This is a genomic window from Ruegeria sp. F5, assembly GCF_056533845.1.
In genome coordinates, this window is the sequence record NZ_JBQFOU010000007.1 from 1 (window position 1) to 25419 (window position 25419).

General features: G+C 53.0%; 21 protein-coding genes and 1 pseudogene. 15 read left to right on the plus strand and 7 right to left on the minus strand.

Annotation, left to right across the window (positions count from 1 at the left end; translation table 11 throughout):
* Positions 1-205: 205 nt before the first annotated feature.
* Positions 206-544, minus strand: a complete 339-nt coding sequence (locus ACR0K1_RS12115) for a cupin domain-containing protein (protein WP_480850788.1) — start codon at positions 542-544, stop codon at positions 206-208.
* 191 nt (positions 545-735) lie between these two features.
* Between ACR0K1_RS12115 and ACR0K1_RS12120 the strand changes: the two genes are divergently transcribed.
* Entirely contained in the window at positions 736-1197 is a 462-nt protein-coding gene (locus ACR0K1_RS12120; protein WP_480612589.1) for an N-acetyltransferase family protein, read from the plus strand.
* A 678-nt stretch (positions 1198-1875) separates the two neighbouring features.
* On the opposite strand, the gene ACR0K1_RS12125 is transcribed toward ACR0K1_RS12120, so the two are convergent.
* The gene (locus tag ACR0K1_RS12125; protein WP_480850790.1) at positions 1876-2238 is read right to left on the minus strand and encodes a c-type cytochrome; all 363 of its coding nucleotides are present in this window, start codon (positions 2236-2238) and stop codon (positions 1876-1878) included.
* 461 nt (positions 2239-2699) lie between these two features.
* On the opposite strand from ACR0K1_RS12125, the gene ACR0K1_RS12130 reads away from it, so the two are divergent.
* Positions 2700-3410 (plus strand): alpha/beta fold hydrolase, encoded by a 711-nt coding sequence (locus tag ACR0K1_RS12130; protein WP_480612591.1) that lies wholly within the window; start codon positions 2700-2702, stop codon positions 3408-3410.
* A 164-nt stretch (positions 3411-3574) separates the two neighbouring features.
* On the opposite strand, the gene ACR0K1_RS12135 is transcribed toward ACR0K1_RS12130, so the two are convergent.
* Positions 3575-6829, minus strand: a complete 3255-nt coding sequence (locus tag ACR0K1_RS12135; protein ID WP_480850792.1) for an adenylate/guanylate cyclase domain-containing protein — start codon at positions 6827-6829, stop codon at positions 3575-3577.
* Positions 6830-7019: 190 nt separating this feature from the next.
* Here ACR0K1_RS12135 and ACR0K1_RS12140 point away from each other — a divergent pair, with 190 nt between their 5' ends.
* The 5 genes from ACR0K1_RS12140 to ACR0K1_RS12160 all read left to right on the plus strand — a co-directional run bounded on the left by ACR0K1_RS12140 (position 7020) and on the right by ACR0K1_RS12160 (position 13221).
* Positions 7020-7505, plus strand: coding sequence for a RidA family protein (locus ACR0K1_RS12140; RefSeq protein WP_480850794.1), 486 nt, complete (start codon positions 7020-7022; stop codon positions 7503-7505).
* Between the two features lie 446 nt (positions 7506-7951).
* Positions 7952-9055, plus strand: coding sequence for a hypothetical protein (locus ACR0K1_RS12145; RefSeq protein WP_480850796.1), 1104 nt, complete (start codon positions 7952-7954; stop codon positions 9053-9055).
* 283 nt (positions 9056-9338) lie between these two features.
* Positions 9339-11261: a DUF3604 domain-containing protein gene (locus tag ACR0K1_RS12150; RefSeq protein ID WP_480850798.1), complete on the plus strand. Its 1923-nt coding sequence runs from the start codon at positions 9339-9341 to the stop codon at positions 11259-11261.
* A gap of 143 nt (positions 11262-11404) precedes the next feature.
* A complete protein-coding gene (locus tag ACR0K1_RS12155; RefSeq protein WP_480612596.1) occupies positions 11405-12235 on the plus strand; it encodes a peptidyl-prolyl cis-trans isomerase in 831 nt (276 codons plus the stop codon).
* The gene (locus ACR0K1_RS12160) at positions 12232-13221 is read left to right on the plus strand and encodes a HupE/UreJ family protein (RefSeq protein ID WP_480850800.1); all 990 of its coding nucleotides are present in this window, start codon (positions 12232-12234) and stop codon (positions 13219-13221) included. The genes ACR0K1_RS12155 and ACR0K1_RS12160 overlap by 4 nt, the downstream gene beginning before the upstream one ends.
* A gap of 184 nt (positions 13222-13405) precedes the next feature.
* Here the strand turns inward: ACR0K1_RS12160 and ACR0K1_RS12165 are convergent.
* Together ACR0K1_RS12165 and ACR0K1_RS12170 are read right to left on the minus strand one after the other, a co-directional pair.
* Positions 13406-13560 (minus strand): annotated as a pseudogene (locus ACR0K1_RS12165) (IS5/IS1182 family transposase); the annotation flags it as partial.
* Between the two features lie 173 nt (positions 13561-13733).
* The gene (locus ACR0K1_RS12170) at positions 13734-16376 is read right to left on the minus strand and encodes an AsmA family protein (protein WP_480850802.1); all 2643 of its coding nucleotides are present in this window, start codon (positions 16374-16376) and stop codon (positions 13734-13736) included.
* 351 nt (positions 16377-16727) lie between these two features.
* Between ACR0K1_RS12170 and ACR0K1_RS12175 the strand changes: the two genes are divergently transcribed.
* The 6 genes from ACR0K1_RS12175 to ACR0K1_RS12200 all read left to right on the plus strand — a co-directional run bounded on the left by ACR0K1_RS12175 (position 16728) and on the right by ACR0K1_RS12200 (position 21834).
* A complete protein-coding gene (locus ACR0K1_RS12175; protein ID WP_480612599.1) occupies positions 16728-17042 on the plus strand; it encodes a potassium channel family protein in 315 nt (104 codons plus the stop codon).
* Positions 17043-17229: 187 nt separating this feature from the next.
* On the plus strand, positions 17230-18309 hold the full coding sequence (locus tag ACR0K1_RS12180; RefSeq protein ID WP_480612600.1) for an AI-2E family transporter: 1080 nt from the start codon (positions 17230-17232) through the stop codon (positions 18307-18309).
* Positions 18310-18413: 104 nt separating this feature from the next.
* Positions 18414-19370, plus strand: coding sequence for an HlyD family secretion protein (locus tag ACR0K1_RS12185; protein WP_480612601.1), 957 nt, complete (start codon positions 18414-18416; stop codon positions 19368-19370).
* Entirely contained in the window at positions 19360-20376 is a 1017-nt protein-coding gene (locus ACR0K1_RS12190) for a DUF2955 domain-containing protein (RefSeq protein WP_480612602.1), read from the plus strand. Before ACR0K1_RS12185 ends, ACR0K1_RS12190 begins: the two co-directional genes overlap by 11 nt.
* A gap of 200 nt (positions 20377-20576) precedes the next feature.
* Entirely contained in the window at positions 20577-20798 is a 222-nt protein-coding gene (locus ACR0K1_RS12195) for a hypothetical protein (protein WP_480612603.1), read from the plus strand.
* Positions 20799-21288: 490 nt separating this feature from the next.
* Positions 21289-21834, plus strand: a complete 546-nt coding sequence (locus ACR0K1_RS12200) for a P-loop NTPase family protein (protein ID WP_480612604.1) — start codon at positions 21289-21291, stop codon at positions 21832-21834.
* 76 nt (positions 21835-21910) lie between these two features.
* On the opposite strand, the gene ACR0K1_RS12205 is transcribed toward ACR0K1_RS12200, so the two are convergent.
* Together ACR0K1_RS12205 and ACR0K1_RS12210 are read right to left on the minus strand one after the other, a co-directional pair.
* Entirely contained in the window at positions 21911-22642 is a 732-nt protein-coding gene (locus ACR0K1_RS12205) for a DUF5681 domain-containing protein (RefSeq protein WP_480850805.1), read from the minus strand.
* Positions 22639-23946 (minus strand): site-specific DNA-methyltransferase, encoded by a 1308-nt coding sequence (locus tag ACR0K1_RS12210; protein WP_480850807.1) that lies wholly within the window; start codon positions 23944-23946, stop codon positions 22639-22641. The genes ACR0K1_RS12205 and ACR0K1_RS12210 overlap by 4 nt, the downstream gene beginning before the upstream one ends.
* Positions 23947-24076: 130 nt before the next feature.
* Here ACR0K1_RS12210 and ACR0K1_RS12215 point away from each other — a divergent pair, with 130 nt between their 5' ends.
* Together ACR0K1_RS12215 and ACR0K1_RS12220 are read left to right on the plus strand one after the other, a co-directional pair.
* A complete protein-coding gene (locus ACR0K1_RS12215; RefSeq protein WP_480850809.1) occupies positions 24077-24406 on the plus strand; it encodes a helix-turn-helix domain-containing protein in 330 nt (109 codons plus the stop codon).
* Positions 24403-25269 carry an ImmA/IrrE family metallo-endopeptidase gene (locus tag ACR0K1_RS12220; protein WP_480850811.1) on the plus strand — a complete coding sequence of 289 codons (867 nt, stop codon included), beginning with the start codon at positions 24403-24405 and terminating at the stop codon, positions 25267-25269. Before ACR0K1_RS12215 ends, ACR0K1_RS12220 begins: the two co-directional genes overlap by 4 nt.
* The last annotated feature ends 150 nt before the right edge of the window (positions 25270-25419 follow it).

Sequence of the window (25419 nt, forward strand, 5' to 3'; positions counted from 1 at the left end):
TTCCGGTACCCATCCTTCCCTATTATAGCACGAGAATCGCCGCCATGGGCGGTCGCGCTGCGGCAAACCTACCTCCAATTTATGAGACCAGCCTCCGGTTAACTTGTACACGAGCGGCCGGAGAGACTGCCAAGCAGTCGCTCACAGCGCGCACGTTGGAAGTCCGCTCCGAGCCCTAGACCCACTTTTCGGAATGGGACGTAGCCTATTTCCGGATTTCCATCATAAACTTGCCAGACACATGGATGCTGATAATCTCAATGGGTCCTGTAGCTGATGTCAAAACCTTATGTGGCGTATTAGCTGGAATGACCAAGATATCGCCTTCGTTCACAACTGCCTCTTCGTCTCCAACAGTAACCTTGGCTTGCCCCTGACGTACCAGATACACTTCATCGTAGGGATGTTTGTGCGATGGCGGTCCTTTCCCGGATTCGGTCACTTCATAAAAAAGAAATGAAATACCCGTACCGGCGTTGTGCCCTTCGAGTTTTCCGTTCCAACCTTCGCCTGAGGCCCAATCAGTCCGCCGAAAAATGTTCATCGTAAAAACCTACTCCGCTGAAAGATGTACCTTACTTTCAAATACAGTTTACTTCCGAATTGTCCGCAAAGTACTAATCCGTCACGACTTAACGAGTGACCGCTCCGAGCCCATATTTACCGATTCTCAAATTTCTGAATACTCTGATACCCGTTGTCGAATGATTTGAATGATGATGGAGCGCGGTCCAAATGACGGACAATCAAGTAGTTTTCCGAACCGCAAAGCGTGAAGATTTGAGCGTCATTGTATCTCTGATTGCTGACGATGGTCTTGGGAGAGGGCGTGAAAGTGAAATAGTCGGACCAGATTATCTGGCGGCATTCGAAGCGATTACCATAGACCACAACCAGATGATGGCGGTTGCAGAGATCAATGGCGAAGTCATCGGCTATATGCAGATTAGCTTTATACCGGGGCTGTCAAGAAAAGGCGCATGGCGCGGACAAATAGAAAGTGTGCGTATCTCATCAGATTTGCGTGGACGCGGTATTGGACGTCTGTTTTTCCAGTGGGCCATTGAACAATGTGAAGAGCGCAAATGCAGTCTTGTACAGCTAACTACAGACAAACGGCGGGACGATGCATTGCGCTTTTATGAGGCATTGGGTTTTGTGCCAAGTCATAATGGGATGAAACTTCAACTCGGATGAAAGCCCGGTTTGTCCTGCATAGCAGTCGCTTGCACCGACCGCGATGATTGGCCGCTCCGAGCCCAATGTGGTCGCTCGAGAAACGGGCAGCTTGTCCCAGTGGACGCTAAACGGCCCGCGCCGCCTTATCTGGGATGATCGCCGACGCGGGCCAAAGTCTGGACACGGGAATGTCCAGACTATCTGAACAGCGTGTTCAGATGCGCATTATGGCTAGATTTGTATGAATGCAATTCACAACACTAGCCACAAAATGTAAGCAGGTGTTGGACCATGTTGTCCTGGCTTTGGAAACGGTCTGAAAGACTGAATACAAGAACAAACGCCAATTGCGCGACAATTGTAACTTTACACGCGTAAAAAACTTGAAATGTTGCATTTTGGATTCAAGTATTCGAATGCGTGGCAATCTTGTATTACCTCTGTTGCCCACGCATCCACCAGACCTGTCTGGTTACCTCCCGGAGACGTAAGTGAGTGGCGTCGCCGGGAGGTATTTTGCTTTTATTGGGTCGGGCCGGCCTGGAGTTCTTGTACTTTGGAGGCATTGTTAGTGAACGACAGGGAAGTCCGCGAAGCAGACATGCCCAAAATCTCAGATGCCACTTGCAGCGAACCCTAAATGGACAACTGGATACGGCCCGCTTCTCATCCACTTTTGGGAGGTCTCTTTATCCATTACTTCGACGGGTCTTCCAAGTTAGCCACCGCCTGGAGATGCTTAAGGTAAGCTGCAAGCTGCACCAGCTCTTCTTCACTAAGTTTGATTGTCCACATCATTGGCGTGGCCATAATTGCGATCCTGATTTCCTCCGCAGATTTTCCTTGAATGCTCCTTTCCGCCATGAAGGACTTGCCTTCTTCCTCAGCCGTTCCATCGGCTGCGTGGCATCGCCTGCAGCCAACTCTATGGGTTTCAGCTTCGTATAGTGCTTTCCCAGCTGCGGTTTGTGGATCAAGTTCCTGGCCAAAGACGTTCGACGGTAAAGCGAACGCCATAGAAAAAATGCTATGCGCATAGGGAAATCGAGCATCCAACATCTCCTCCCAATCCTCTCATGGTAGCACATTTCATTTTTGAAAGCATCGAACGGCGGTTTTTTCCCTCGCAACTTCTGTTGGTGGTGTTTTTCCTGGCCGCATGCCCGACAGACGTTGGCGGACGATTGCTCTGAACCCATCCTAGCTATTTCAGTTTTATGCTGTGTGCGCCCGCAGTGTTAGACATGCTGTACGAGCCTAAAACCCTGTCTCGCGAAGCGACATGAGAACCAACCATTTGATCCTGATACAGCTAAGTTGGTCGGAGCAGTATAGAGATCAACGAAATAGCCAGACCATCACTTTGAGAGCGGGGATTGTACAGCGTTGATTAAGAGTAGAGGCATTAGGCCGATTTTATGGCGCGTTTAAGGTGACAGCGACTATTGGGAAGGAAATCCGACCAAACGATGTTGTGGACGGAGCGGCCCTTCTAAATCTACTGTTATCTTGTTTCGACGATGCTGGGGCGGGCTGTGGCGACATTTGTATTGATCCATGGAGCGTGGCAGGGGGGATGGTGTTGGGTACGCGTAGCCAATATTTTACGCGGGTTGGGTCACAACGTTTTCACCCCGACACTGACAGGCCTGGGCGAGCGCGCTCATCTCGTGAGTGACGAAACCGATCTTGCCTTGCATATCGAGGATGTTCTGGCGGTAATCGCGTGCGAGGAACTCTCCGACATTGTTTTATGCGGTCACAGCTATGGCGGCATGGTTGTTACCGGTGTCGCAGACAGGGTGCCTGACCTTATTCATTCGCTTGTGTATCTCGATGCGCTTGTGCCGAGCGATGGGCAGACGGCCTTGGACGTATTGCCTGCGGAGATCGCGGCAGGGCTTCGAGCTGGTGCCGTCGATGGCAAAGTTGCGCCAGGCCCGGCGGAGGCTTTTTCGGTGAACGGAGCAGACTGTGCGTGGGTGGATCGTCGGAGTGTCGCGCAACCGCTCAAGACATTTGAGCAACCGATGCAATTGGTAAGCGGCGGAGCGGAGATGATAAAGCGGACCTACATCTATGCCACTGGCTGGAGTCCAGGGTTAGGCCGACCGTTTTTCGAGCGGTATCAGCATCAGTCGGGGTGGAAGGTGGTTTCGGTGCCATGCGGGCACTACGTAATGGTTGATAGGCCTGACGACCTAGTCGGAATGCTAACGTCCACAGTTTAAGTATTATTGCCGACTCCTAAGCGAACATGCGGACAGCGAAACCACCCTCACAGGAGTGGTTTCGGCCTTAAGCCCAATATGACCAGTAATGAAACAATCACTTGCGGCGGATTGTGCAGCGACTACACGCACATCACGACAAGACCGATTGGTTGTAACTTCGCCTAGGATCGTTTGTTACTTGGATGGCCAAGCTTATCAAAAATTTGGTTGTCTCGGCTCATATGATCTCCGGCATCGTTATGCCCCCACCTAGATTTAATTTTGTTGAGCCCGCTTTCGCACTGTTCTGCCAATGGGCGCATTTCTAACTCATTGGAAATCTCCAAGGCACGCTCAAAGCATTTCATCCCGTCATATTCTTCACCGGCGCCTGAATTGCTTAAAACTTCACCCATAACAAACAAACCAAAAGCTTCGTGACCACGTTCACCACGGCTGCGCGCTATATCGAGTGCGCGACCGAGACGTTTGGATGCGTCTTCGATACGCCCAGCTTTAAGGTATCCGAAGGCAAGCTGGGAAAACACCAATGACTTAAACAAACCAAGCCCAATGTCATCATACAAATGGCAAGCCTGTTCGAGCCTAGCCAGACCTTTCTCTACCTCTCCAGCCAAGATTTCAGCAAAACCAAAAAAACCGTTCGTGAAAGGGGATAAGTAAGTAAGCCCCCACGTGTCGATGGTTGAACTCGCGTTGCCAAGAGTTGCAAGCGCAGCAGCGATCTCTCCCCGTACAATCTGAAAATAGCCAATATCGTAACCAATATGCGCGCGGTTGAAAGGGTTGTCTTGAAGGTTCGCGAGCGCGACGGCTTGCTCTGCGTGGTGCGAAGAATGTTCAAATTCGCCACGCTCGGCATAAGACCATACCAGCCAAGACCGGGCGATAATCGCAGGTGCAAAAGGCAGTCCGCACTTTTCAAGCGCAGCATCACCAGGCAGATTTGAAACGACACGTTCGAAGTATCTCTCGGCTGTGCGCAGTTCACCGGAGGTTACGAATGTACAACCAAGGTAGAAATCAGCCGCAACTTCTAGCGACCGATCACCAGAATTCCGAGCAATGTCTCGCCCGCGTTCAGCGGCCGCCTTGGATTCCGCCGAACGTCCGACTTGCCACAAACTTGCTCCACGATAAACAGAAACCCAACCGAGACGCACATCGTCTTGCAAGGTCAGCGACAACTTCTCAGCCTCGTCTAGTGGCTCCAATATAGCGGCAAATTGGCCCAGCGCCCACAGAACATTCCGAAGCGCAAATTTCGTATCGATTGCTGCTCTCGCGGTTTCAGCGTCCAGTTCAATTTTTTTACGAGCGTCAAGTGCCCTACGAAACTGGCCTGCCGCTTCGCGCAGCGCCGAGCGATTAACCGCGTCTTCGCCTGCTCTGCGAAACTCCCGGAAAGCACGCGGCCAATCTTCGCCATGAAAAGCGTGATGCGCCACGATTCCTGCGGCCTCGTCGGCTCTGCTATCACTTTTGCTTTCAAGTAAATCGGCAAATGCTGAGTGTAGCTCTTGGCGTCGACTTTTTAGTAGGGTCGAATAGGCGGCATCTTGGACGAGGGCGTGCTTGAACATGTAGCTTGCCGTTGGCGGAACGCCCCTGCGGAGTATTAATCCCGAGTCAACGAGCTTCTCAAGCGCCTGCAAGCAATCCAAGTCTACTTCTCTCGACAAGTCCACAATATCTTCGTGCTCGAACTCCCGTCCAATAACGGACCCAATCTGAGCAATCGACTTTGCCGACCCAAGCCTATCGAGGCGTGCTGAAAGAGATGTGTGAAGAGTGGCGGGAACAACATCCCCACTACTCAACCCCGCCTCTTGAAATGCCTTGGTCAGTTCCTCAATGTAGAGCGGCACGCCATCGGCGCGCTTAACAATTTGCGCGGCCGCTTCCTCACTCACGTCTCCCCCAGAAACGGAGTTTAGAATCCGCAAAGATTGCCGACGACCGACCCGACTAAGGACAATCTCACGCCAATAGCCGCAGTCGCTCCAATTAGGTTGAAACTCCGGTCGGTACGTTAGCAATAGCATGATTGGTGCTTTGGTGGCCTCAGAAATCATGTCTTGCAGCAGTTCAAGAGTCGACGGATCGGCCCAATGGATGTCTTCGATAACTATGATGATCGGGTGCTGCGCGCTCATACGAAGTACTTGATCTATCAGGCACCTAATTATCGCGCGGCGCAACTGCACCGGAGGGAGATTCGGGTCATCGTAGCGACCTTCAGTTTCAACCCTTAAAAGCGACGCGATCAGAGGTACGCTTTCGACCAACGGGACATCCGTCAGCCCCAGTATGATCTCTAGTTTTTCAAGTTGTGCCGCTACCGTGTCCTGTTCTGCGATCCCGGCAGCTCTCCGCATTCCAGTGATCAATGGAAAAAAGGCATCGTTGGTGTGATGAGGAGAGCATTGATAACGATAGCCGAAACGCCTGTCTCCAGAGATTTCGCGCCGCATTTCTTCTACCAGTCGCGACTTGCCGATGCCCGGATCTCCGGTTAAAGAAACCACCTGACCGGATCCTGCTTTTGCTTTCTGCCATGCATCACGAATACTTTGCAGATCCGCAGCTCGGCCAACCAATGGTGTGGACCCTTGGAACCTAGATGCTTCAAAACGCGTCTCGACCGTTGTTTCTGCGCCTACGCGCCAAGCTTGAACAGGCTCGTCAAACCCTTTCAATTCATGCTGACCAATGTCTTCCACTTCGAAGCGGCGCCCCAAGAGTTGGCGGGTTAGTGGGCCAACAACAATTTCGTTTGGCCGCGCCAAACGTTGAAGCCTGTCAGCCAAACCCGGCGTTGCACCGATAATTGCGGCGTCATCATTCATGACGTCGCCTACTATCGTGCCAATAACGACTTCCCCACTTGCTGCACCAGCGCGAGCTTGGAGTTGTCGTCCGTCTTGCGATTGAATTTCCCGTATCGCAGCAAAGGCGTCTTTTGCTGCCCTAACTGCTCGCTCGGCTTCGTCTTCATGCGCTTCGGGCCACCCAAAGTACGCCAAAACACCATCGCCGAGAAACTTGGCAACATAGCCTTGATACCGAAGAACAGCTGAGACGACTGCCGACTGGTATTTTGTGACCAAGTTTCGCATCTCTTCAGGATCTAGCTGTCTGGAGAGAACAACGGAGTCCACAATATCAACGAAAAGTACAGTGAGCAGCCGACGTTCCGGTGCTGCATTGTCAATCGCGCCTTTCTTTACGGGCGTTATCGCTGGCGAAACCGCTGCAAGCAGGCGACGCCGGTGCCCAAGGCTGAAACCAAGCTCTTTCAAATCCTCATCATTCAAATGGCGCAGAGTCTCAAGGTCGACGTCGTTTTCTTCCAACAACGAAGCATAACTTTCTAATCCAAGGCGGCTCAGCCAGACACGCAACCGTTGCTCCACGTTGCCCCCCTCGCAAGTTTTTCAGGTTTATTCTAGCACAACGCACGGAAAATTTCTTTCGCATTCACTATGAGCGCTCTGCGGACGCTGGCTCGACCGCCGAGCAATAGTGTGCTGCGTTTACGTCAAAGAAGACATACTATTTCATATTGAATTGAGCTTAAGTAGTTCATTGAGTTGAGGAGTAAGTATGTCGACACCAGAAGATAGGTTAGAAAAATTAGGTTTAAAACTGCCGCAGCCTACCAAGCTGCCCAAGGGCTTGGTCCTGCCATTTGATTTTGTGAACATCAGAGGAAATCGTCTCCTTTTTTCGGGGCACCCCAAAAGCGCAGTAGATGGCAGTCTGAGCGGCCCATTCGGAACAGTAGGGGCTGATTTAACAACAGAACAAGCATATAGAGAAGCTCGCGAAGTGGCGCTGACTGTGCTCGCGAATATCAAGACGGAAATCGGCGAATTGTCGCGAATAACAGGATGGCTCCGTGTTTTCGGAATGGTAACTTCTGCACCGGGATATTCGGAGCAGCATGTTGTTGTGAATGGCTTCAGCGACCTTGTGATCGAAATTTTCGGTCAAGATATAGGCCGTCATGCTCGCTCTGCGATTGGTGTGTCTGGGTTACCTCTTGGGTTTGCAATGGAAATAGAGGGAGAAGTATTAATCGCCACCTAATTTCCAAGGTCAGTTTTGTCCGCTGAGCAGATGTTCGGTTAGACTGAGTGAACGTCTGCTCCGAGCCCAAGGTGGTCTTTGCGATTTTTCGTGCGCGCGCCCGCCGCATGAAAATTGCTGCATTTACGAAGTTGCGGACGCTGCTGTGCGGCGGGCAAACTGGTCATCGATGTTTGGCGCAGCGAAGCTGGACCAGACGTTTCACAGGCCGCGGACACGGTCGACGTTCATTCGAGGTTGCAACTGGTCGACAAGCGACGAGTACGTCGCATTGCCTTCTTCATTCTTCAAGCCATAAAGTGTAACGAATTGGTAGCTTGTACATCGAGTCTTCTTCTCATTTTCAGGCTGTTGTTCAAAGCCTCAGGGTCGAAGAGAGACCTTCAAGTATCAACGCGGTTTCGCAAAGCAGTGTATTTTTGGTACATTCAATGCACCAGTAACGCTTGCGAATTGAATTTTGGGTCTGTGAGCCAACGATGCGAAGCACTATTGCAGCTTTCATATGCATTCTCGGGTTTGCGGCGCCGCTTGCTGTGCATGCTTGCGTGGTTTGTGCTGAACTGCCGGAGGCATCCATTTCTGATCAAATTCTGGCTGCAGAAGTCGTTGTATTTGCAGGTCCAGCACTAGAAAATCCATTCGAGTATTCGACTCGACGCGTCTTTAAGGGGAGCGACCAAAAGCTTAGTAACGCACCCAATATTCCATTTCTCATAGACAGCGTTACACGGCGGGCATTCCGGGCTGATCCAACGACAACGGTTCTGCTGACATATGGACCAGAATTCAACGACAAGGCTGGGCGCGATTCTTCGCGGGCTTGGCGCCGCATCTTTGTTATGAATTCGGATAGAAGCGAGTTTCTTGAAAAACTAAAAACCAATGGTGGGCTTTGGCGTTTGGGAGAAACTGACAACGCCGCACGCGTTTCGTTCTTTTCTGACTATTTTTGGCACCCGGATCAAGTTCTGCATGACATGGCCATGGTGGAAATCGGGCGGGTAGATTATGCATATTTGCGCCCGGTTGGCGGCAGGGTTTCAACCAGCCAGATCTTGGAAGAGTTGCATAACTTGAACCGCTTTGCCTACTGGCCCGTTGCTATTCGACTATTGGGACTACAAACCGATCCACAGGCACGTTCTATTGCCCGCTCGCACTTTGCCAGATCCTTGAGATCCGGTGGTTTGCATTCTCATGAGTGGGCGCTCGCCGGCATAGAGGCGGACAGGCTACATGCGATCAACGCAATTGGCCTCGCGCTCCAGGACCGCAGGAAGACGCGGGATGACAAGAAGGCTCTGGTTCGGGCATTGTCCGACGCTGGTTCGTCGCAAACGCAGTTCCAGGATGAGATCATACGGGTTTTTGCAGATGTTCTGGATAGAGATCCAGAATTGACCCTGCAAATCGCTGTTGCAGCCCGAAATTGGGGCAAAACTGCGCTGCACCAAAAGTTTGAGGCCTTGGTTGAGCATGAAGAAACGGACCCCGCAACGCAGTTTTTTCTAAACATGGTTCTACAGGACGAAATCGCACCCGAATAAGTCGAGTTTGGACATGTTTTGCGACAGTAAATTCCAATTGGCGGGCCTTGTTTTCGGACCCCTCGCCCATACGATTAGTCATCGCCTATGACTACGCCGAGGCCTGGAATTCGCCGCCGAAAAGCTCGTGTTGGAAAGGAATTGCGTAACACGATGGCTTAATGAACATCGTCGGAGAAAACTATTTAACTGAAATTGAAACCTTATGATATAAACAAAATCGAATATTAGCGGGCCGACAAGAGCCCTGTTTCGAACCGTATTGTTGATTTGGGAGGTCAATATGTACCGGGTTTCCACCCTTGTTCTCTCGCTGGCGATTGCGCCAGCTTCCGCTTTTTCAGACGCCGTACCAAGCGAAGAGGCAGCTGAAAGCTTGTTCCTGGAACAACCCTACTCCCCATATGCACAACGCAGTTTTCCAGAGCGGCCCTTATGGGGTGATACCCATCTTCACACGGGGCTTTCTCTGGACGCGGGCGCTTTTGGAAACACGTTGCTGCCAGACGATGCGTGGCGCTTTGCAAAGGGTGAACAGGTCATCTCCTCGACAGGCCAACCCGTCAGACTGGGGCGACCATTGGACTGGATGGTCTTGACGGATCACACTGATCTGATGGGGTTCGCTCCGGATCTGCAAGCCGGCAAGCCAGGCGTTATTTCCGACCCAAAAGGTCTGGAGTGGTACGAAGGGTATAAAGCTGGCGGTGAAGAAGCCGGAAAGACCGCCTTTGATATCATTACAAATTTCTCTCAAATGACCTTGCCGGAAATCCTGCTTGAGTCCTACAGCCCTGGTGCGGACGCCTTTGCGTTTACCTGGGAACACATTGTTCTCGCGGCCGAGCGGCACAACGACCCTGGGAATTTTACAGCCTTTATCGGGTTCGAGTGGACCTCTGTCCCGAAGGGGTTTAACCTTCACCGGAACGTTATGTTGCGGGACGGGCCGATCAGAGCGCTTCAGATGGTCCCCCCAGTCACGCAACCGCCTTACGGCGACACAGACCCAAAATCGCTTTATGCTTGGCTTGAAGAGTATCAGGAGAAGACCGGCGGTCGTGCTGTCGCCTTTGCCCATAACGGAAACTTGTCAAATGGATGGATGTTTCCAACTGAAGACACATACCACGGCGGTGAGGTGGACGAAGAATACGTAGCTGCGCGCGCTAAATGGGAACCGCACTATGAAGTTACGCAGATCAAGGGCGACGGCGAAGCGCACCCGTTCCTGAGCCCGGATGATGAATTTGCAGACTACGAAAACTGGGACGTCGGCAATCTCGATATCACCGAGCTCAAGACAGAGGATATGCTGGCCGGAGAATACGCTAGAGAAGCGCTGAAACGCGGCTTGATGCTGGAAGAAAAGTTCGGCGTGAACCCCTACAAGTTCGGCATGGGTGGCGCTACGGACAGCCATACATCGTTGGCGACGGCTGAAGAGGACAACTTTTTTGGCAAGTCGGTCAGCGTTGAGCCATCGGCCTCTCGTATCAAGCACCCATTCATCGCCAACGATCTTGGTGAAATACCCGGCGATCTTCTGGTCGCGTCTGGGTACACAGCTGTTTGGGCGACCGAGAACACTCGCGCGGCGATCTTCGACGCATTCAAGCGGCGCGAAACCTACGCGACGACCGGACCTCGGATCGGGTTGAGGTTCTTTGGCGGATGGGACTTTAGCGATGCAGACGTAGAAACCCGGTTCCTTGCAGATGTTGGCTATACCAAAGGTGTTCCCATGGGGTCGGATTTGCGCCCCCGCGAAGGTGATGGGGCACCGTCCTTCCTGATTGCTGCCCTGCGCGACCCGGTTGGGGCAAATCTAGACCGCGTTCAGGTTGTGAAGGGATGGCTCGACTCGGACGGTGGCTTGCAGGAAAAAGTTTACGATGTCGCGTGGTCAGATGACCGCGTGGCTGACGAAAATGGCAAGCTTCCAGCTGTAGGAAACACCGTAGATCTGGAGACAGCAAGTTGGACCAACACAATCGGCACCGCCGAGTTGGTGAAGGTTTGGTCCGACCCGGATTTCGACCCCAACGCAAGGGCGTTTTACTACGTTCGGGCAATCGAAATCCCAACTCCTCGTTGGGTTCTCTATGACAAGCTGAGGTTCGGTGCAGAGTTGCCGCAGGATGCCGTTCTAACGCACCAGGAGCGCGCGTATTCCTCCCCGATTTGGTACACCCCCGCGGAGTAACATGATTTAGGTATGGACTTAGACAGCGAGACGGTGAACTCACCTCGGGGCAGTCACCATAGGTATGAAGATTGCGTGGTGTGGGACCCTTTGCAAAAAACAACTGAAATGAGAGCTCAAGCTCGGGTTTTGCAGGAGCCCTCATGAGAATTCTGAAAGAACCTCTGTGCCATTTCTTTTTGATTGGGACGGCTATTTTCATTTGGTTCCATATTGTTGCGCCGGAGAACGAGACGGTCGAGACTTTGGAAGTCATCACGGTGGACGAGGACGACGTCGCCCGTTTGGCAGATCAGTTTGAAGCCAGGTGGAACCGTCGACCAAGAGATGCCGAACTAATAGCCTTGGTCGACGCGTCAATTCGTGAAGAGGTTCTGGTCAGAGAAGCAAGAAAACTTGGCCTGGATCGCGGAGATACCGTGATCAGGTCTCGGCTGAGTCAGAAAATGGACTTTCTGACAGAAGCAATAGCCACGTCAATGATTCCGGAGGATGAAGAGCTAGAGGCGTTTCTCAATCAAAACCCCGCAAGGTATGCAACGCCTGACAAGGTGGCGTTTACCCAGATTTTCCTGGGTGAAGACCCCAGCGAGGCCCAAATTGAGGCAGCACTGGCCGCACTGAGAGGAGGGCAAGATGCTACAGATTTAGCCGCTTCAACACTGTTGCCTGCTTCAATGCCATTAACCGCGACCAGAGTAATTGACTCGGTCTTTGGCACTGGCTTTTCAAAAGGTCTCAGAGAGGTTGAAACAGGTCTTTGGGCAGGGCCGATCCAATCGGGCTACGGTGTACATCTTGTTCAAGTGCGCACCTTTGAGCCTAGCCGTACACCGCCTTTGTCCGAAATTCACAGTGATGTCTTGGGCGACTGGCGTCGCGCCGCGAGCGAAGAACTGGTCCAGGCGCAATACGATAGCTTGGTCCAAAACTACGAGATTGTAAGCCCCGATTCATCAGGTCCCGCCGAATGAGATGGCTGATCTGCCTTTTGGTTTTTGTGCTGTACGCTTGGCCCGCAGCCAAGGCAAATGCCCACGCACTTGATCCCGGATACTTGGAGATACGTCAAATCTCCCCTGGCACCTGGAGCGTCCACTGGCGAAAGCCTGATGTGAATGGCCAGCCAATGGCTATTGACGCGGTGTTGCCAGAAGAGTGTACGCCGATTCGCGGGCCTTCTCCAATCTCAGACGGTCGAGCATGGGTTTCATCTTGGATCGTCGAGTGCCACGCGGATATCACGGGGCGGCCGATCGTAATTGACGGCTTGGAGGCTCAAAAGAACGACGTATTGGTTCGATTGCACCCACTAAACGTTGAGCCGACCACGCTCCGCTTCACGCCTGAGATGGCCGTCCAGAACATACCTTCTGAGCAGACGACATGGTCAGTTTTTGCTGCTTATGCCTTATTGGGTTTCGAGCACATACTGGAAGGCTGGGATCACCTTCTGTTCGTTTTTGCGCTTTTCATTCTGGTGCGCGAACCCTGGAGACTGGTCGGCGCTGTGACGGCCTTCACACTCGCACATTCCTTCACTCTGGCGCTGGCGACGTTTGGTGTCTTGAATGTTCCTGGTCCGCCGGTCGAGGCCGTCATCGCGCTGTCCATCGTTTTTCTGGCCACGGAGATTGTGAAGGATGAAGAAGGTCGGTTCCGGCTTTCGAAACAAAAGCCCTGGATCGTATGTTTTGGATTTGGGCTATTGCATGGCCTTGGCTTCGCAGGTGCCTTGGCTGACATTGGTCTGCCCGAGAATGATATTCCAGCAGCCTTGCTTGCATTTAACCTTGGTGTTGAAGCCGGACAATTGAGTTTTATTGGAGCATTGGCTCTGTTGCTTGCAATCTGGCGGCTGATGGCACGCCCGATCAGCCAAAATGCGACAGTGATTGCCGCATATGGCATCGGTTCAGTGTCGATGTACTGGCTAATTGAGCGCATAAGCGGCTTTTGATTGATTGGCAGATGTGCTCATTATTGTTTACCGATTGGGTGACCGGCAAACTCCGCGCCGTCCAATTACTGCTGACTTGTGCTAAATCGCAATGATCAACGTGCGGCGCTTGCAAGCGGATGCTGCATCAGCAATAGCCGCGTGAGCAAAAGGTGGGGTTGTCCGGATAGTGTTGAAGAAGTCGACGTTTGTTAAGCGTCTTTGGGTGCCCACATTCACGATGGGCGTCGGACCACCGCAACCCATTGCAATTGATGAAAATAATCCCACCCAGAACACGTCGGTCGTCAACCCTGGGCTTGCCATGGCTCTTCGGAAAGTAAGGCTGGAGAGCTTCATCTGTTCGTAAGTCTGCCAGAATAGATTGTTTGTGTTACACCTCTGAGCCTCAGGGGTTCGAAGTATGCGACCGGGACAGCGGCAACAATTTTTGGATCCAGAACCTAAGGCAATATGGGGAAATCGTTTGATTTCGACCGCGTCCTCTCTCAGCTGATGTTTCGACCGCACTGCTACTTTAATTGCAGGATATCCGGAATGCACAGCTTCCGCTGTGCTGGCATTTGATCCGCACCGTCCGAACGCTTGAGCCGTTTTGGCCCTTCCTTTACCTTGACGTTCGGCTTAGTCAGCGGGCCTTTTAACGTGACCGGCCACGGGCTGCGCGAAAGCGGCTTACCGATCTTGCGCGGTTGCAGGTTTAGGTCCACGGCCTTTTCGGCTATGTTAACACCGCCAAAGACGACAACCTGCACCTGATCCGTTTCCAATGCGGTTTGCTTGGTCGTAATGTTGCCGTTGGAAATGCTAAGGGGTGCCCGTATACATGCGATTGGGGCAACCTTCTGCTTTTCCTTGGAAAAAACCCAAGGCAAAACGCCCAGCCCCGCCAGATCCAACAACTGCGTTTCGATTGACCCGTCGCGCATAGAAACCGTGGCACTGCCGCTCATGGTACTGGTAAAGTGTTTGGCGGAATTGGTTCCTCCGGTCACCGAAAAATCCGCATAGATCGTTCCACTTGCACCCTTTTTGAAGTTCAGGTTGTGAAGGATGTCGTCCAACTGCCAACCACCGGCCTTGCCGGAAAGGGTCAGCAGATGCGCCTCATCAGAAAGATCCATCTGCCCACTTACCTCGAACTGGGCCCCGCCATATTCAAATGCCAGCGGACCGGCGCGGAGCTCGTTTTCGTCGAGCGTCAGTTCGCTTTGCAAGCTGCTGACGCCTTTGGCGCCTTCGATGTGCCGAAGGTCAATATCAACATCGACATCAATACCCGACAGAAGAACGGAACGTCCGATGGGTTTCAGCGTCATATCCCTCAATGCGCCGGGTTCATCGGCTTCGGCGCTGGCGTCTTCGACATCCTGCGCTGCACTGCCAAGCTTTCTCAACTGCGCTGCGGCATGAACGATATCCCGAAGTTGATCGATCTTAATCAGGTCACTTTCAATCGTGCCCCGCAGCACAGGATCGCTTGTCGCGTCATCAAGATCTGCCTTTACGAGCAGTACGGACTCGGCGAGTTCGACGCTGGCGTTTGCGTTCCAATCGGTGCCTTCACTCACCAATTCGATCCCAAAGCGCGCGCTCCCGGTTTCAACGGTGTCCAGCGACAATGCAGACATCAGGTCTGCACCGGATGGAACATCAACATCGATTGCCAGATCCAGGTTTTCGAACTTGAGGACATTCTTGACCGTGCCGTGGACCTCAAGGGACCAGACATCCGTTTCGCTCGTCTTGCCATCAAGGTTGGTCAGTGAAAGTTGATTAATGTCCCCGTTCAAATGAAAGTCACCCGAAAACCGGCCAAGCTGATCGTCTGGCCCCATGAGTTCGGGCGAAATCAAGCTGCTGGCGGGAATATCCATCAGACCTTCGGCTGATACACCTTGCAATTGCAGCGCGTCATCAACTGATCCATTCAAAATGACAAACGGATCAGCCGGGTTCCCGATCCGCAGATTGATGTTTCCGATCCGCAATGCATCGTCCGGTGTTCTGGAAAGTTCCGAAAATTTGACCGGCGGCGGCCCTTCACCGGCGGTGTCCAATGTGAACCCGTTGGTTTTAATGACCATTTGCCGCTGAGGCACCTGCCCCGGCACGCTGTCCATAACCATATCAACCGCAATAAGCTTGAGGTCATAGCGAGATGCCGCGGGGGCCGGTTCCGCATCTTCGGGGTAAAGTCGAATGCGGGTTGTCAGCGACACATCTGCGGGGTTCCCCAACTCTCCGATTTGGCCCGTCAGCGAAAGGCTCTGCCCGCTATCCAATTCAACCAATACGCTCAGATCATCAATCCGGGCGACGCCATCGGCCGATTTGAAGGTCGCCGCCACATTGCCCGACCCTTCCAGCACGCGATTAAGTTTGAGTACGTCCTGAAGCTGTCCAAGTTCTGCAATCTCCACAGCCGCCCTAACCTGTAACCCGTTCTCTTGGGGGATCTGTTCAGCCGCAATCGATATCTGTTCGAAGTCCATCGCCATCTGAAACGGGTCTTCCGCTGGGAATGACCCATTCAGGTCAAACGGCTCGCCATTTAGCGAACCTGTCCCAACGGCAGACGCGGTGCTCGTTCCCTCATCACGCGCCAGCACCAGATCCTTAAGCTGAAGATTCAGATCAAGTCCGTTCAGGCCGTTCTGGTACAGAATGGTGACGTCGGTCAGGTCAACTCGACTATCCGCCAGAATTCCGCCGACAGAGGGTTTCTGAGAATTCTCAGGCTTTTCGGTTTCCACTGTAGAAAGCGACTGCCAGTTCTCATTTCCGTCTTTGTCGGTGATCAGGTTCAGGTGAACACCCGATATGGCAAGGTTGCTGAGCGACAGCTTGCTGTTCCAAAGATCGCGGGCAGAGATTTCGAACTCAATCGCGTCGATAGCCGCCAAATTCGCGTCAGCTCCAGACGAACCGGGAAGCACCAGCCCCGCCGCCGAGACCTGCAGTTGCCGACCAAGGCCCAAACGCACCTCGTCCTCTACCAAGACGTCCTGACCAAGTTTTTTGGAGATCAGGTTTTCAACGAAACCGGTCCTAAGCGAAGAGAACAGCGCCGAGGACAGGAACAGCCAAGCCGCCAAAACAGCAACAACCGCGATCGCGCAGCAAATCAAAACGCCTTTGAAAATCAAACGCACGTTCTACTCCTTTGGTTTCGATGCACTGTGTGGTTGGGCCAATTCCACGTGCGACACTTGAATACGCGGCTCTGCTGACGCCCTGAGCACTGGGTGCACCTGAGGGATAAGTTGCCAATTTCCAGTAACTTAATCAAACAGGAATCAACTTCGGTCCGCGTGAACACCTGCGCTGTCGTGATGCCGTGCAGCCCAGTACAAAAAAACGGGAACACCCGCCCTTTTGGGATTTTTTGAAAACGAACAGTCATTTTATGCGCAATCTTTCTGACGGTTCTGACGACGAACCCGTCCCGGTTTCTCATATCATCAAATTAATGATATATACGATTTCCAATATATGAGAGACCAATGAACTCACTGACAAGAATTACGCGGGGAATAGGTGTCGCCTTTCGGGACGGCCGGGTCAAAAGCCTGCTTGCTTTCACACTTGGAATGATCCTCTGGGCATCTGTTTTCTATCACTATGTTGAAGGCTGGAGTTGGCTGGATTCCATCTACTTTTCTGTCGTGACAATCTCGACCGTAGGATTTGGTGATTTTTCCCCTCAGACTGCAGCGGGGAAGATCTTTACGATGGCCTACATCATCGTGGGTCTGGGCATCTTTGTGGCTGCGGCGACGACAATCGCAAACACGATCCTGTCTCAGGACGACGAATAGTCACCCACAAAAGCGCCAAAGGAAACAAGCGCAGCAAGGTCGCCTGAAGGTTGGGTTCTAAGTGATTGAGCAAATCGCCGTCCAAGGCGGTGCAAAGGTCCAAACTACGGCCAAAGCCCGGAACTCACAAAAGATATTCATATTAAGTTTTTTGAGTGTATTGTTAACATAGTAACGGAGGGATGGAATGGAAAAGACACAGGACGCCAAGATCGTCGACCTCGCGATACGTTTGCTCTTTCTCGGGCTATTCCTTTACAGCGCATTGGTAATGGTCGCCCCGCTGGCGAGTGTGGTGATCTGGGCCACGATCCTTTGTGTGGCGCTTTATCCAGTATTCGATTGGCTGCAGTCCAAGCTGGGCGGACGAAAGTCGCTTGCCGCAACGATACTGGTTTTGCTGGGCCTTTTGTTGACCTTGGGACCGATTGCCACTGCGGTGTCGGGGGCTGCTGAACTTGGGTCCGAGTTTGCCGAACAGGCTGACGGCGGCGAATTGGAGATTCCACCTGCCCCGGACAGCATCAAGGACTTGCCCCTGGTCGGAGAAAGAATTGCCGAGGTCTGGGGAATGTTTGAAAGGAATCTGGATGGTGCGCTTGCAAAATACGGGGCGCAGATTCTTGAGATCACCAAGTCGTTATTCGGAAAGGTTCTGGGCATCGGAATCGGACTATTGGGACTTGCCCTTTCTGTTTTGATCATGGGGGGTTTGTTCAGCCCCGGCCCGTCGCTGGTGCAAGGTCTTCAGCGCTTTGCCAACCGGGTTTTCGCGCCGCGAGGTGGCGAGTTCGTTACACTAGCGGGTGCGACGATCCGGAATGTGACCAAAGGTGTCATCGGTGTAGCAGCCATTCAAGCCGTGGTTGTCTGGATTTTGCTGGCGCTGTTCGGGATTTCATCCGCTGCGACACTGGCGTTCATCTGCCTGATCCTCTCGATCATCCAGATCGGACCGGGATTGGTTCTGTTACCGGTTATCATTTACGCGTGGAGTTCGATGTCAGGCGGCGCGGCCCTGGTATTTACCATTCTGGCCATTCCTACAACGATAATGGACAGCTTCCTGCGGCCCGTCTTCATCTCAAAAGGCCTAGAAACGCCTATGCTGGTGATCCTGATCGGCGTTCTCGGCGGTATGATGGCCTATGGATTGATCGGCATTTTCATGGGACCAGTTCTATTTGCGGTTTTCTACGAGCTGTTCAAGGTTTGGATCGATGCCACGCCGGAAGGCAATGACGCTGCGGACGGAGCGGCGCAATGAGGAAGACGATATGGGCTACCCTAGCCGTTATTTTGGTTCTTCTCGTCTGGTATCTGGTTGCTGATCGAAAAACGCCATTTACAGGAAATGCCAGGGTCAAGGCCGTGGCAACCCAGATCGTCCCGCAAGTCACCGGAACTGTGATCGAGGTTTTGGTCGAAAATGGTCAGGTCGTATCGGCCGGTGATTTACTGGTTCGGATTGACCCCAGACCCTACGAAATTGATCGCGACAAAGCCGAAGCGGACCTGGAAGCAGCAACACAAGAGGTTGGCGCCTCGTCGGCAGAAGTAAGCGCCGCTCAGGCCAGACTGGCAAGGGCGCAAAGTGATCTGGACACCATGCGCATCCAAACAGAACGCGTTTTTGCACTCGAAAAGAAAGGATTGATTGCCGTCTCGAAAGCAGACGATGCGCGGGGTCAACTGGCCGAATCTGAAGCGAATTTTGAAAACGCCAAAGCAGATCTGAAAAAAGCCAAGCAGAGGCTGGGCAACGAGGGAATTGAAAACCCGAAAATTCAACGCGCGTTGGCAGCGTTGGCGGATGCAGAGCTTAACCTTGAATGGACGGAACTGCGCGCCCCGGCGACGGGTGTGATCTCTAACCTGCTGATCGCACCCGGAACTTATGCCCGGTCCGGGCAGGACCTGCTGACCTTCCTGGATGCGACGGATGTCTGGATCGAGGCGTATTTCACCGAAAACAACCTGGGCCGGGCGTCGGTTGGGTCTCCCGTGGATGTGGTGCTGGACATGCATCCCGGCAAAATTGTTCCTGGCGTCATCGAAAGCTTTAGCGCAGCTGTTTCCCTAAGCGGCGGCGACACACCCGGCCAATTGGCCAGCCCTCCAAGCACCAAAGGATTTCTGCGCGAACCCGAGCGTTTCCCGGTACGTATCGTGCTGCCGGGTTACGAGGCCGGAAGCACCGAGGATGACCTGCGCTTTCAGCTCAACGGACAAGCCGACGTGATCATGTACCTCAGCGACAGTTCTTTGCTGAACGCGGTGGGCCGCGCCTACATTCGCGTGGTTTCGATCCTGTCCTATGCCTACTGAGGATCGGCGCGCAGTACACAGACTCGCGCTGGGTGTAACTGGCGTCTTCGCGCTGGGGCTGTTTCTGGGTTGGCCTCTGGCCGTTGTCGGGGCCGTGTTCTCGGCCCTGTTTCTTCAGGCCCCAGCCGCATTGCCACTGGCGGCCTTCGCGAAGCTGTTTGTCTTCTCGATTGGGATGATGTTCATTTCCTTCCTGCTGTCATCTACCTTCGCGCCCTATCCGGTGGTTTTCCTCATTCTGGTGGCCCTCGGGATTATCCTGTCGTTCATTTGGTCGGTTTCCGGCGCAGGTGTTTTACCCGGAGTCATCGCCCTGATGGGGGCATTGATGATCCCCAACCTTGCGCTGCAATCGCAGGATCTGGCTTTGTTGCTTGTTTTCTGGATACCACTGAACCTGCTGTTTGCAGGGTTCGTTTCGACACTGATGTTTGTGGTGATACCAGCCGCACCCCAGACAGCGGCCGAGAAAAAGGCAGCATCGCCAACAGACTTTGACCCGCATCGCCGGATCGTCAGAATGTCGCTTGTCACGGTTCCATTTGCCTTGGCGTTTTTCGTATCCGGCGCATCGGCGTTGCTGGTTCTGTTCTTTGTGGCACTTCTCAGCCAGCAGCTGGCGGCGATGCCTGCCGCGGGCAAGACCGTGGCCAAGGCAATGCTAACGGCAAACCTGCTTGGTGCGGCAGTGTCGATTCTTTGCTACGAAATTAACGTCATTGCCCCGATTTTTCTGACGCCAATTCTGCTGTGCTTTTTCTTTTGCATATCGCTTGGAGCACTCGGAAAATCTCAGGCTTCGTTCGCTGCGGCGGCCGGCTCGGCCCTGACGACGGTGCTGATTGTCTATGGTGGATCGATTTCTCCGTTTTCGGATGAGGCCGACGTCAAAAGCATCACGCGCGTTCTGCAAGTCGCCAGTGCTGCGATTTTCGTGATCGTTGCATATGTCGTGGTGGATGAGTTTTGGCCTGAAAAGAAACGACAGACGTCGACAAGCACCTGACAGAGTGTTGCCGACCATCCCTGGTCAAACGCGGTAAAGCGCCAACCAAATCAGAAAGTCGATATGCACGAAAACAGTAACGTTGAGAATTGTATCGATAATTGCACCAACGCTTGTTCAATCTTTTGGTTCGGTCACGATACTGACAGATGGATGGGTTTTGAATTTCGGTATCTTGCGGAACTAAAAGGCCCACTCAAATGGACGACCGCTCTGCGGAGATAGTGTTGAAAAAGTCAGAATTTCCTGGCTCTCAGTTTTCCGCAAAAATTCAGAACATGCGAAAAGTCGTGTCGGTTTGCGCTCAACAGGTCATGAGCGCCACATACAGCGCCGCACTGATGATTTGGCCGACCCCCTGGCCGAAATCTCGTGGCGTCGTTCCATGGCCTGCTTTTTCACTGACTTTCGCCAAAAACTGACTTTTCCAACACTACCTCACCATGTTCAACCCAGTTTGCCGAGAAGCAGACAAACAAGCACGATGAACTGGCCGTTGACGAGTTCTCCCATGTGGACTCCTACTACAAGCTCGAGGCCGTAAAGGTGTCGGCAGATGCTGTGGCGGAGTTCTTCAATAAGTGAACCAACAAGGCAGAAGTCTCAGATTAGCCTCTGCCGAATTACCGATAAGTGGACATTGTTCTTCAGCGCAGCATCAATCAGTTTGGGCTCAGCGCTGCCGTTCTCTGCGGTAACCGTGATTGATCGCTCAGATCCCTAAAGCTGACATGTCCGTCATCCAATGAAGTGGTCCAATTGAACCTCCAGTCGTTGGTGGCGGCTAGGCGTTAACAACGAAAGCGCTGAAATTGTCCGAAGCAGAGTGCGACTTCAGCCAGTTAGCTTGCAAACTAAGAACAGCTAGCTATTCCCATTGCGCATGTCACTGTCTTTGATCACCATGCTGTCATGCAGCGTGTAATGATCATTGGACAACCCGGCTCGGGAAAATCGACTCTGGCACGACGTTTAGGGACTTTGACATTCTTGCCAGTTGTCCATATCGACCACATCCACTGGAAATCCGGCTGGGTTGAGAGAGACTGGGCGGAAAAGTCGCTAATGACGCTGGAGGTGATCAAAAAACCGCAGTGGATATTTGAAGGGGGTCACAGTTACACCTGGCCCGAACGCCTGAAGCGGGCGGACACCCTGATTTGGCTCGACATCCCCTTGAGCTTGCGGGCGTGGCGCGTTTTGCGTCGTACTTTCCTTTACTTCGGTCGAACGCGCCCGGACCTTCCCGACGGGTGTCCTGAACAACTCAACTGGGAGTTCTGGTCCTGGATCTGGCGGACCCGCCATACAGGGCGTCAAAACATGCACGCGTTTTTTGAAAGCGCGCCGACAGACAAAATCACCTACCATTTCACCTCTGCACGAGAGGTGAACAGCTTTCTTACAAACCTTGGCGAAGCCCTGGCGATTGGCAACTTGGGTATTCCACACCGCTGATGCCCATTGGCCATCTGGCGAGATTGCCTCTTCGCTTATTTTGATCTCTGAACAGCATAGTGTTCGCCCCCACCACTCATCTGCGCAGCCCCGCCCCGTCGACCACGCTGAGGGCGGTTTCGATTTGTTCACAGAGATCCTCACTGGTCCTGATACTGGCCTCCAGGTCGGCAATTTCGTCCGGATCAGTTTCGTCGATCAATGCTTGGCGCAGCTCATTGATAGACGCCTTTATTTCAGGAAGCCTGCTGCGCCAATAATCGAGCTCTTCCTTCTCTTCCCGGGTCATCGGGCCAACTATACGGACTACTCCGGTTCTGAAGTCGATTTTGATGTGATCCGGATGCGGAACAGGCTCCGGTTGACCAGTTACGCCCATTTCCGCTCTCCGGCGTAACTCCTTTTCCCACTCGATCTTGTAGGTGAGCGCCTTGTCCAGATGCTCATCGTGCAAAAGCTTCCGGGAGCTTTCCACCTCGGCCAGGAGTTGAGAGAACAATCGTTGAGCGCGATGCTGTCCCTTCGCTGCATTAACCGCCAAAGACCGCATGACGGCCTGCACCATTGGGATGGTCACATCGCGATGACCATCCCGCACGGTGATATCACGATAGGCCTCATCAAGAATAATATCCTTCATCCGCTCTTCATGAAGTCCGGGACGCTTGTTCTTGGCCCCCTTCGGACGGCCCCTGGGATTGCCGGACTGGCCCGGTTTGAACCGAGTTGCCTTTGGTGGCTTTGCATAGCCAACTTCATAATCTGCATCAGGACGGACCGCTGGCAGTTTTTGAGTTACCTGCTTCATTCTGCGGCCTCCAGTGACGGAGCATTCGAGGGCGGGACCCACCCACAGAGAATTTGTTGTGCGTCATCCTTGGCATAGACTTCCCAACGCGCCAGGATGCGATCACAATAAACTTCGTCGAACTCGCACAGATAGGCGCGGCGACCCGTTTTCTCTGCGGCAATCAAAGTGGAACCTGAACCGCCAAACACGTCTAGGACGATGTCACCGCGTCCTGATACATCCCGGATGGCATCCGCGATCATTTGAACCGGCTTAACGGTGGGATGCAGAGCCAGTTCCTCCATGCGCCCTGCCCGCATCGTATTAACCCCGCGATACTCCCAAACATTTGTGCGGTACCGACCATGCTGCCCCAGCTCGAATGTATTGGTATGAGTGCCCGAGCCGTTCTTGAAGACGAAGATCAGTTCATGGCGAGATCGGTAGAAGGTGCCCATTCCTCCGTTGTCCTTGACCCAGACAATCAGGTTCTTGAGCTCGTTATAAACCCCCTGCCCCGCCTCGATCATCTCACCCATGTGGCGCCAGTCCATACAGACAAAATGGATAGACCCATCAACACTGCGATCTGCTAAGTTGCGGAAGGCGTCCGTGAGGAATTGCGTGAACTCTCGCGTCGACATCTCACCTGCGGCCATCGCAAATTCTCGATGCTGTGTTTTGCCGGAATTGCCGACATGTCCGTCGATCGGAACATTGTAAGGTGGATCCGTAAAGACCATCTTGGCCTCTGCACCATCCATAAGAGCGTCAATGACTACGCCGTCCAACGCGTCACCGCAGATCAACCGGTGACGACCGAGCTGCCAGATGTCCCCTGGACGCACGCGCGCTGGCGCTTCTTCAGGAACTGCTTCGTCTTCCGGATTGCCAGGCTCTTCCGGCGCGACAGCTTCCATCAGACCGTCGATCTCGGGGATCGAAAATCCGGTCAGCCCGATATCGAAGTCCAGATCATCGGACATAAGCGCACCGAGTTCTGCAGCAAGCAGATCCTCATCCCAACCGGCATTAAGGGCCAGCTTGTTGTCCGCCAGCACATAGGCGCGTTTTTCCTGATCCGTCATGTGATCAAGCCGCAAACACGGAACCTCGCGAAGACCCAACGTCTGGGCGGCTTCAACACGACCATGCCCGGCCAGGATCACTCTGTGTTCATCGATCAGCACTGGGTTGGTGAAGCCAAACCTCTCAATGCTGTCGGCAATCTGACCAACCTGCTTCTTCGAATGTGTCCGGGCATTGCGGGCCCAGGGTTTGAGATCGCGGATCGCGATCTGAATGATGTTCTGCGTGGTCATTGCGACCCCCCATTTTGCTGCTCGCCGAGAATCATATTCATCGGCCTCTATCGTAAGATTTATCTAACATCTAGCAAAATGTAAAGCGAGGGCGTATGGTGCTGTTCGACATATCGAACGGGAGAATTAAATGGACATCGGAGAGCGGCTGTTCAGTCTGCGCCAGAAAAGTGGCGAGTCATTGCAAGATGTCGCCGACAAAGTGGGTGTTTCCAAGCCTCACATATGGGAATTGGAGAAAGGTCGTAGTCGGAACCCATCCTTTGAATTAGTTCGTAAGCTAGCGAACCATTATGGCGTCAGCATTGATGTTCTTACTGGGCACGATGTTGAACCTGGCGCTGGTGACCTACAGATCGAGCGTATTCATCGTGGTTTGAATGATCTAACAGATCGGGACCGCGAGATTGTCGAAGAGATGATCAAGAAGATGAAGCAATCCGCACCACGGTGCGAATGATCGATTTGCCACTGCATAGATTTGACCTCGCGGATCTTCATCACCCTGTCGTATTGGCAAAAACAATTCACAAGCTCACTGGTGACTTCACTTGCGCTATCCCAGTTGAGGCAATCGCATATCAACTTGATGTGGCCGAGGTGCGCCTCGACACATTTGATGGATTTGAAGGGATGTTGCTAACAGATGCTTCTCGCAGCACCGGCTGCATTCTGGCAAATACATCAAAGGGAACCCAGCGAGCGCGTTTCACCCTCGCCCACGAGCTGGGACATTTCCTGATGGAAAAGCACCAGCTTTCTAATTCAACTGGGTTCACCTGTACGAAGCAAGACTTGCGAGAGACTCGTGAGGGGCGCAAGCATGTGCGTCAAGAGACGCAGGCCAACCAATTTGCGATTGAGCTTTTGGCTCCAGATAATCTTGTGAAACCTATCCTGGCCAACGTACCGGACCTTCGCGATGCCCAAAGGCTCCGTAATCACCTCGACATTAGTCTTGAGGCTTGCATCAGACGGATGATATCCCGAAGGCACGAAGAATTGGCTGCGATTTGGACACTGCGTGGTCATGTCCGTTACTTCGTGAAGACTGACGGCTTTCCGTTCATCGCACTGAACAGAGGTGATCGCATTGCGCAAGCCACGCCTGCTTTTCGCGCGATCACGCGCGGTCGCCCTGGGTATACGCAGTTTGTTGACACAGATCCCTACCCATGGACTGGGAATTCAAACCTGGAGCTTCGAGAGCAATCGCGCATCTCAGGCAACGGGTATGCGGTCACACTTCTGTGGGCGGAACTAGTCGAAGACGACGACATTGCCGATGGTCCACCTGAGCTTGGGACGCCACGCTTCCGTTGAATGCCTCGTTCCGTATTAGCTTTTCTGACATCCCTGAGGACCCAAAAAATCCCTTGTTTTCTTGAAGCAAGGTTCCCTGTTCAAGGGAACGAAATTCCCTGTTCTTCAGCAACAGGGAAATCGACTTTAAGGCCTTGAAATAACGTCCGC

Excerpts from the sequence above, each read along its gene's own strand:
- ACR0K1_RS12195 (WP_480612603.1), top strand. The coding sequence starts at position 20,577 with ATGGACGACCGCTCTGCGGAGATAGTGTTGAAAAAGTCAGAATTTCCT.
- ACR0K1_RS12215 (WP_480850809.1), top strand. The coding sequence starts at position 24,077 with ATGGACATCGGAGAGCGGCTGTTCAGTCTGCGCCAGAAAAGTGGCGAG.
- ACR0K1_RS12150 (WP_480850798.1), top strand. The coding sequence starts at position 9,339 with ATGTACCGGGTTTCCACCCTTGTTCTCTCGCTGGCGATTGCGCCAGCT.
- ACR0K1_RS12160 (WP_480850800.1), top strand. The coding sequence starts at position 12,232 with ATGAGATGGCTGATCTGCCTTTTGGTTTTTGTGCTGTACGCTTGGCCC.
- ACR0K1_RS12140 (WP_480850794.1), top strand. The coding sequence starts at position 7,020 with ATGTCGACACCAGAAGATAGGTTAGAAAAATTAGGTTTAAAACTGCCG.
- ACR0K1_RS12190 (WP_480612602.1), top strand. The coding sequence starts at position 19,360 with ATGCCTACTGAGGATCGGCGCGCAGTACACAGACTCGCGCTGGGTGTA.
- ACR0K1_RS12220 (WP_480850811.1), top strand. The coding sequence starts at position 24,403 with ATGATCGATTTGCCACTGCATAGATTTGACCTCGCGGATCTTCATCAC.
- ACR0K1_RS12210 (WP_480850807.1), bottom strand. The coding sequence starts at position 23,946 with ATGACCACGCAGAACATCATTCAGATCGCGATCCGCGATCTCAAACCC.
- ACR0K1_RS12200 (WP_480612604.1), top strand. The coding sequence starts at position 21,289 with ATGCAGCGTGTAATGATCATTGGACAACCCGGCTCGGGAAAATCGACT.
- ACR0K1_RS12155 (WP_480612596.1), top strand. The coding sequence starts at position 11,405 with ATGAGAATTCTGAAAGAACCTCTGTGCCATTTCTTTTTGATTGGGACG.
- ACR0K1_RS12125 (WP_480850790.1), bottom strand. The coding sequence starts at position 2,238 with ATGTTGGATGCTCGATTTCCCTATGCGCATAGCATTTTTTCTATGGCG.
- ACR0K1_RS12175 (WP_480612599.1), top strand. The coding sequence starts at position 16,728 with ATGAACTCACTGACAAGAATTACGCGGGGAATAGGTGTCGCCTTTCGG.
- ACR0K1_RS12120 (WP_480612589.1), top strand. The coding sequence starts at position 736 with ATGACGGACAATCAAGTAGTTTTCCGAACCGCAAAGCGTGAAGATTTG.
- ACR0K1_RS12205 (WP_480850805.1), bottom strand. The coding sequence starts at position 22,642 with ATGAAGCAGGTAACTCAAAAACTGCCAGCGGTCCGTCCTGATGCAGAT.
- ACR0K1_RS12130 (WP_480612591.1), top strand. The coding sequence starts at position 2,700 with ATGCTGGGGCGGGCTGTGGCGACATTTGTATTGATCCATGGAGCGTGG.
- ACR0K1_RS12115 (WP_480850788.1), bottom strand. The coding sequence starts at position 544 with ATGAACATTTTTCGGCGGACTGATTGGGCCTCAGGCGAAGGTTGGAAC.
- ACR0K1_RS12180 (WP_480612600.1), top strand. The coding sequence starts at position 17,230 with ATGGAAAAGACACAGGACGCCAAGATCGTCGACCTCGCGATACGTTTG.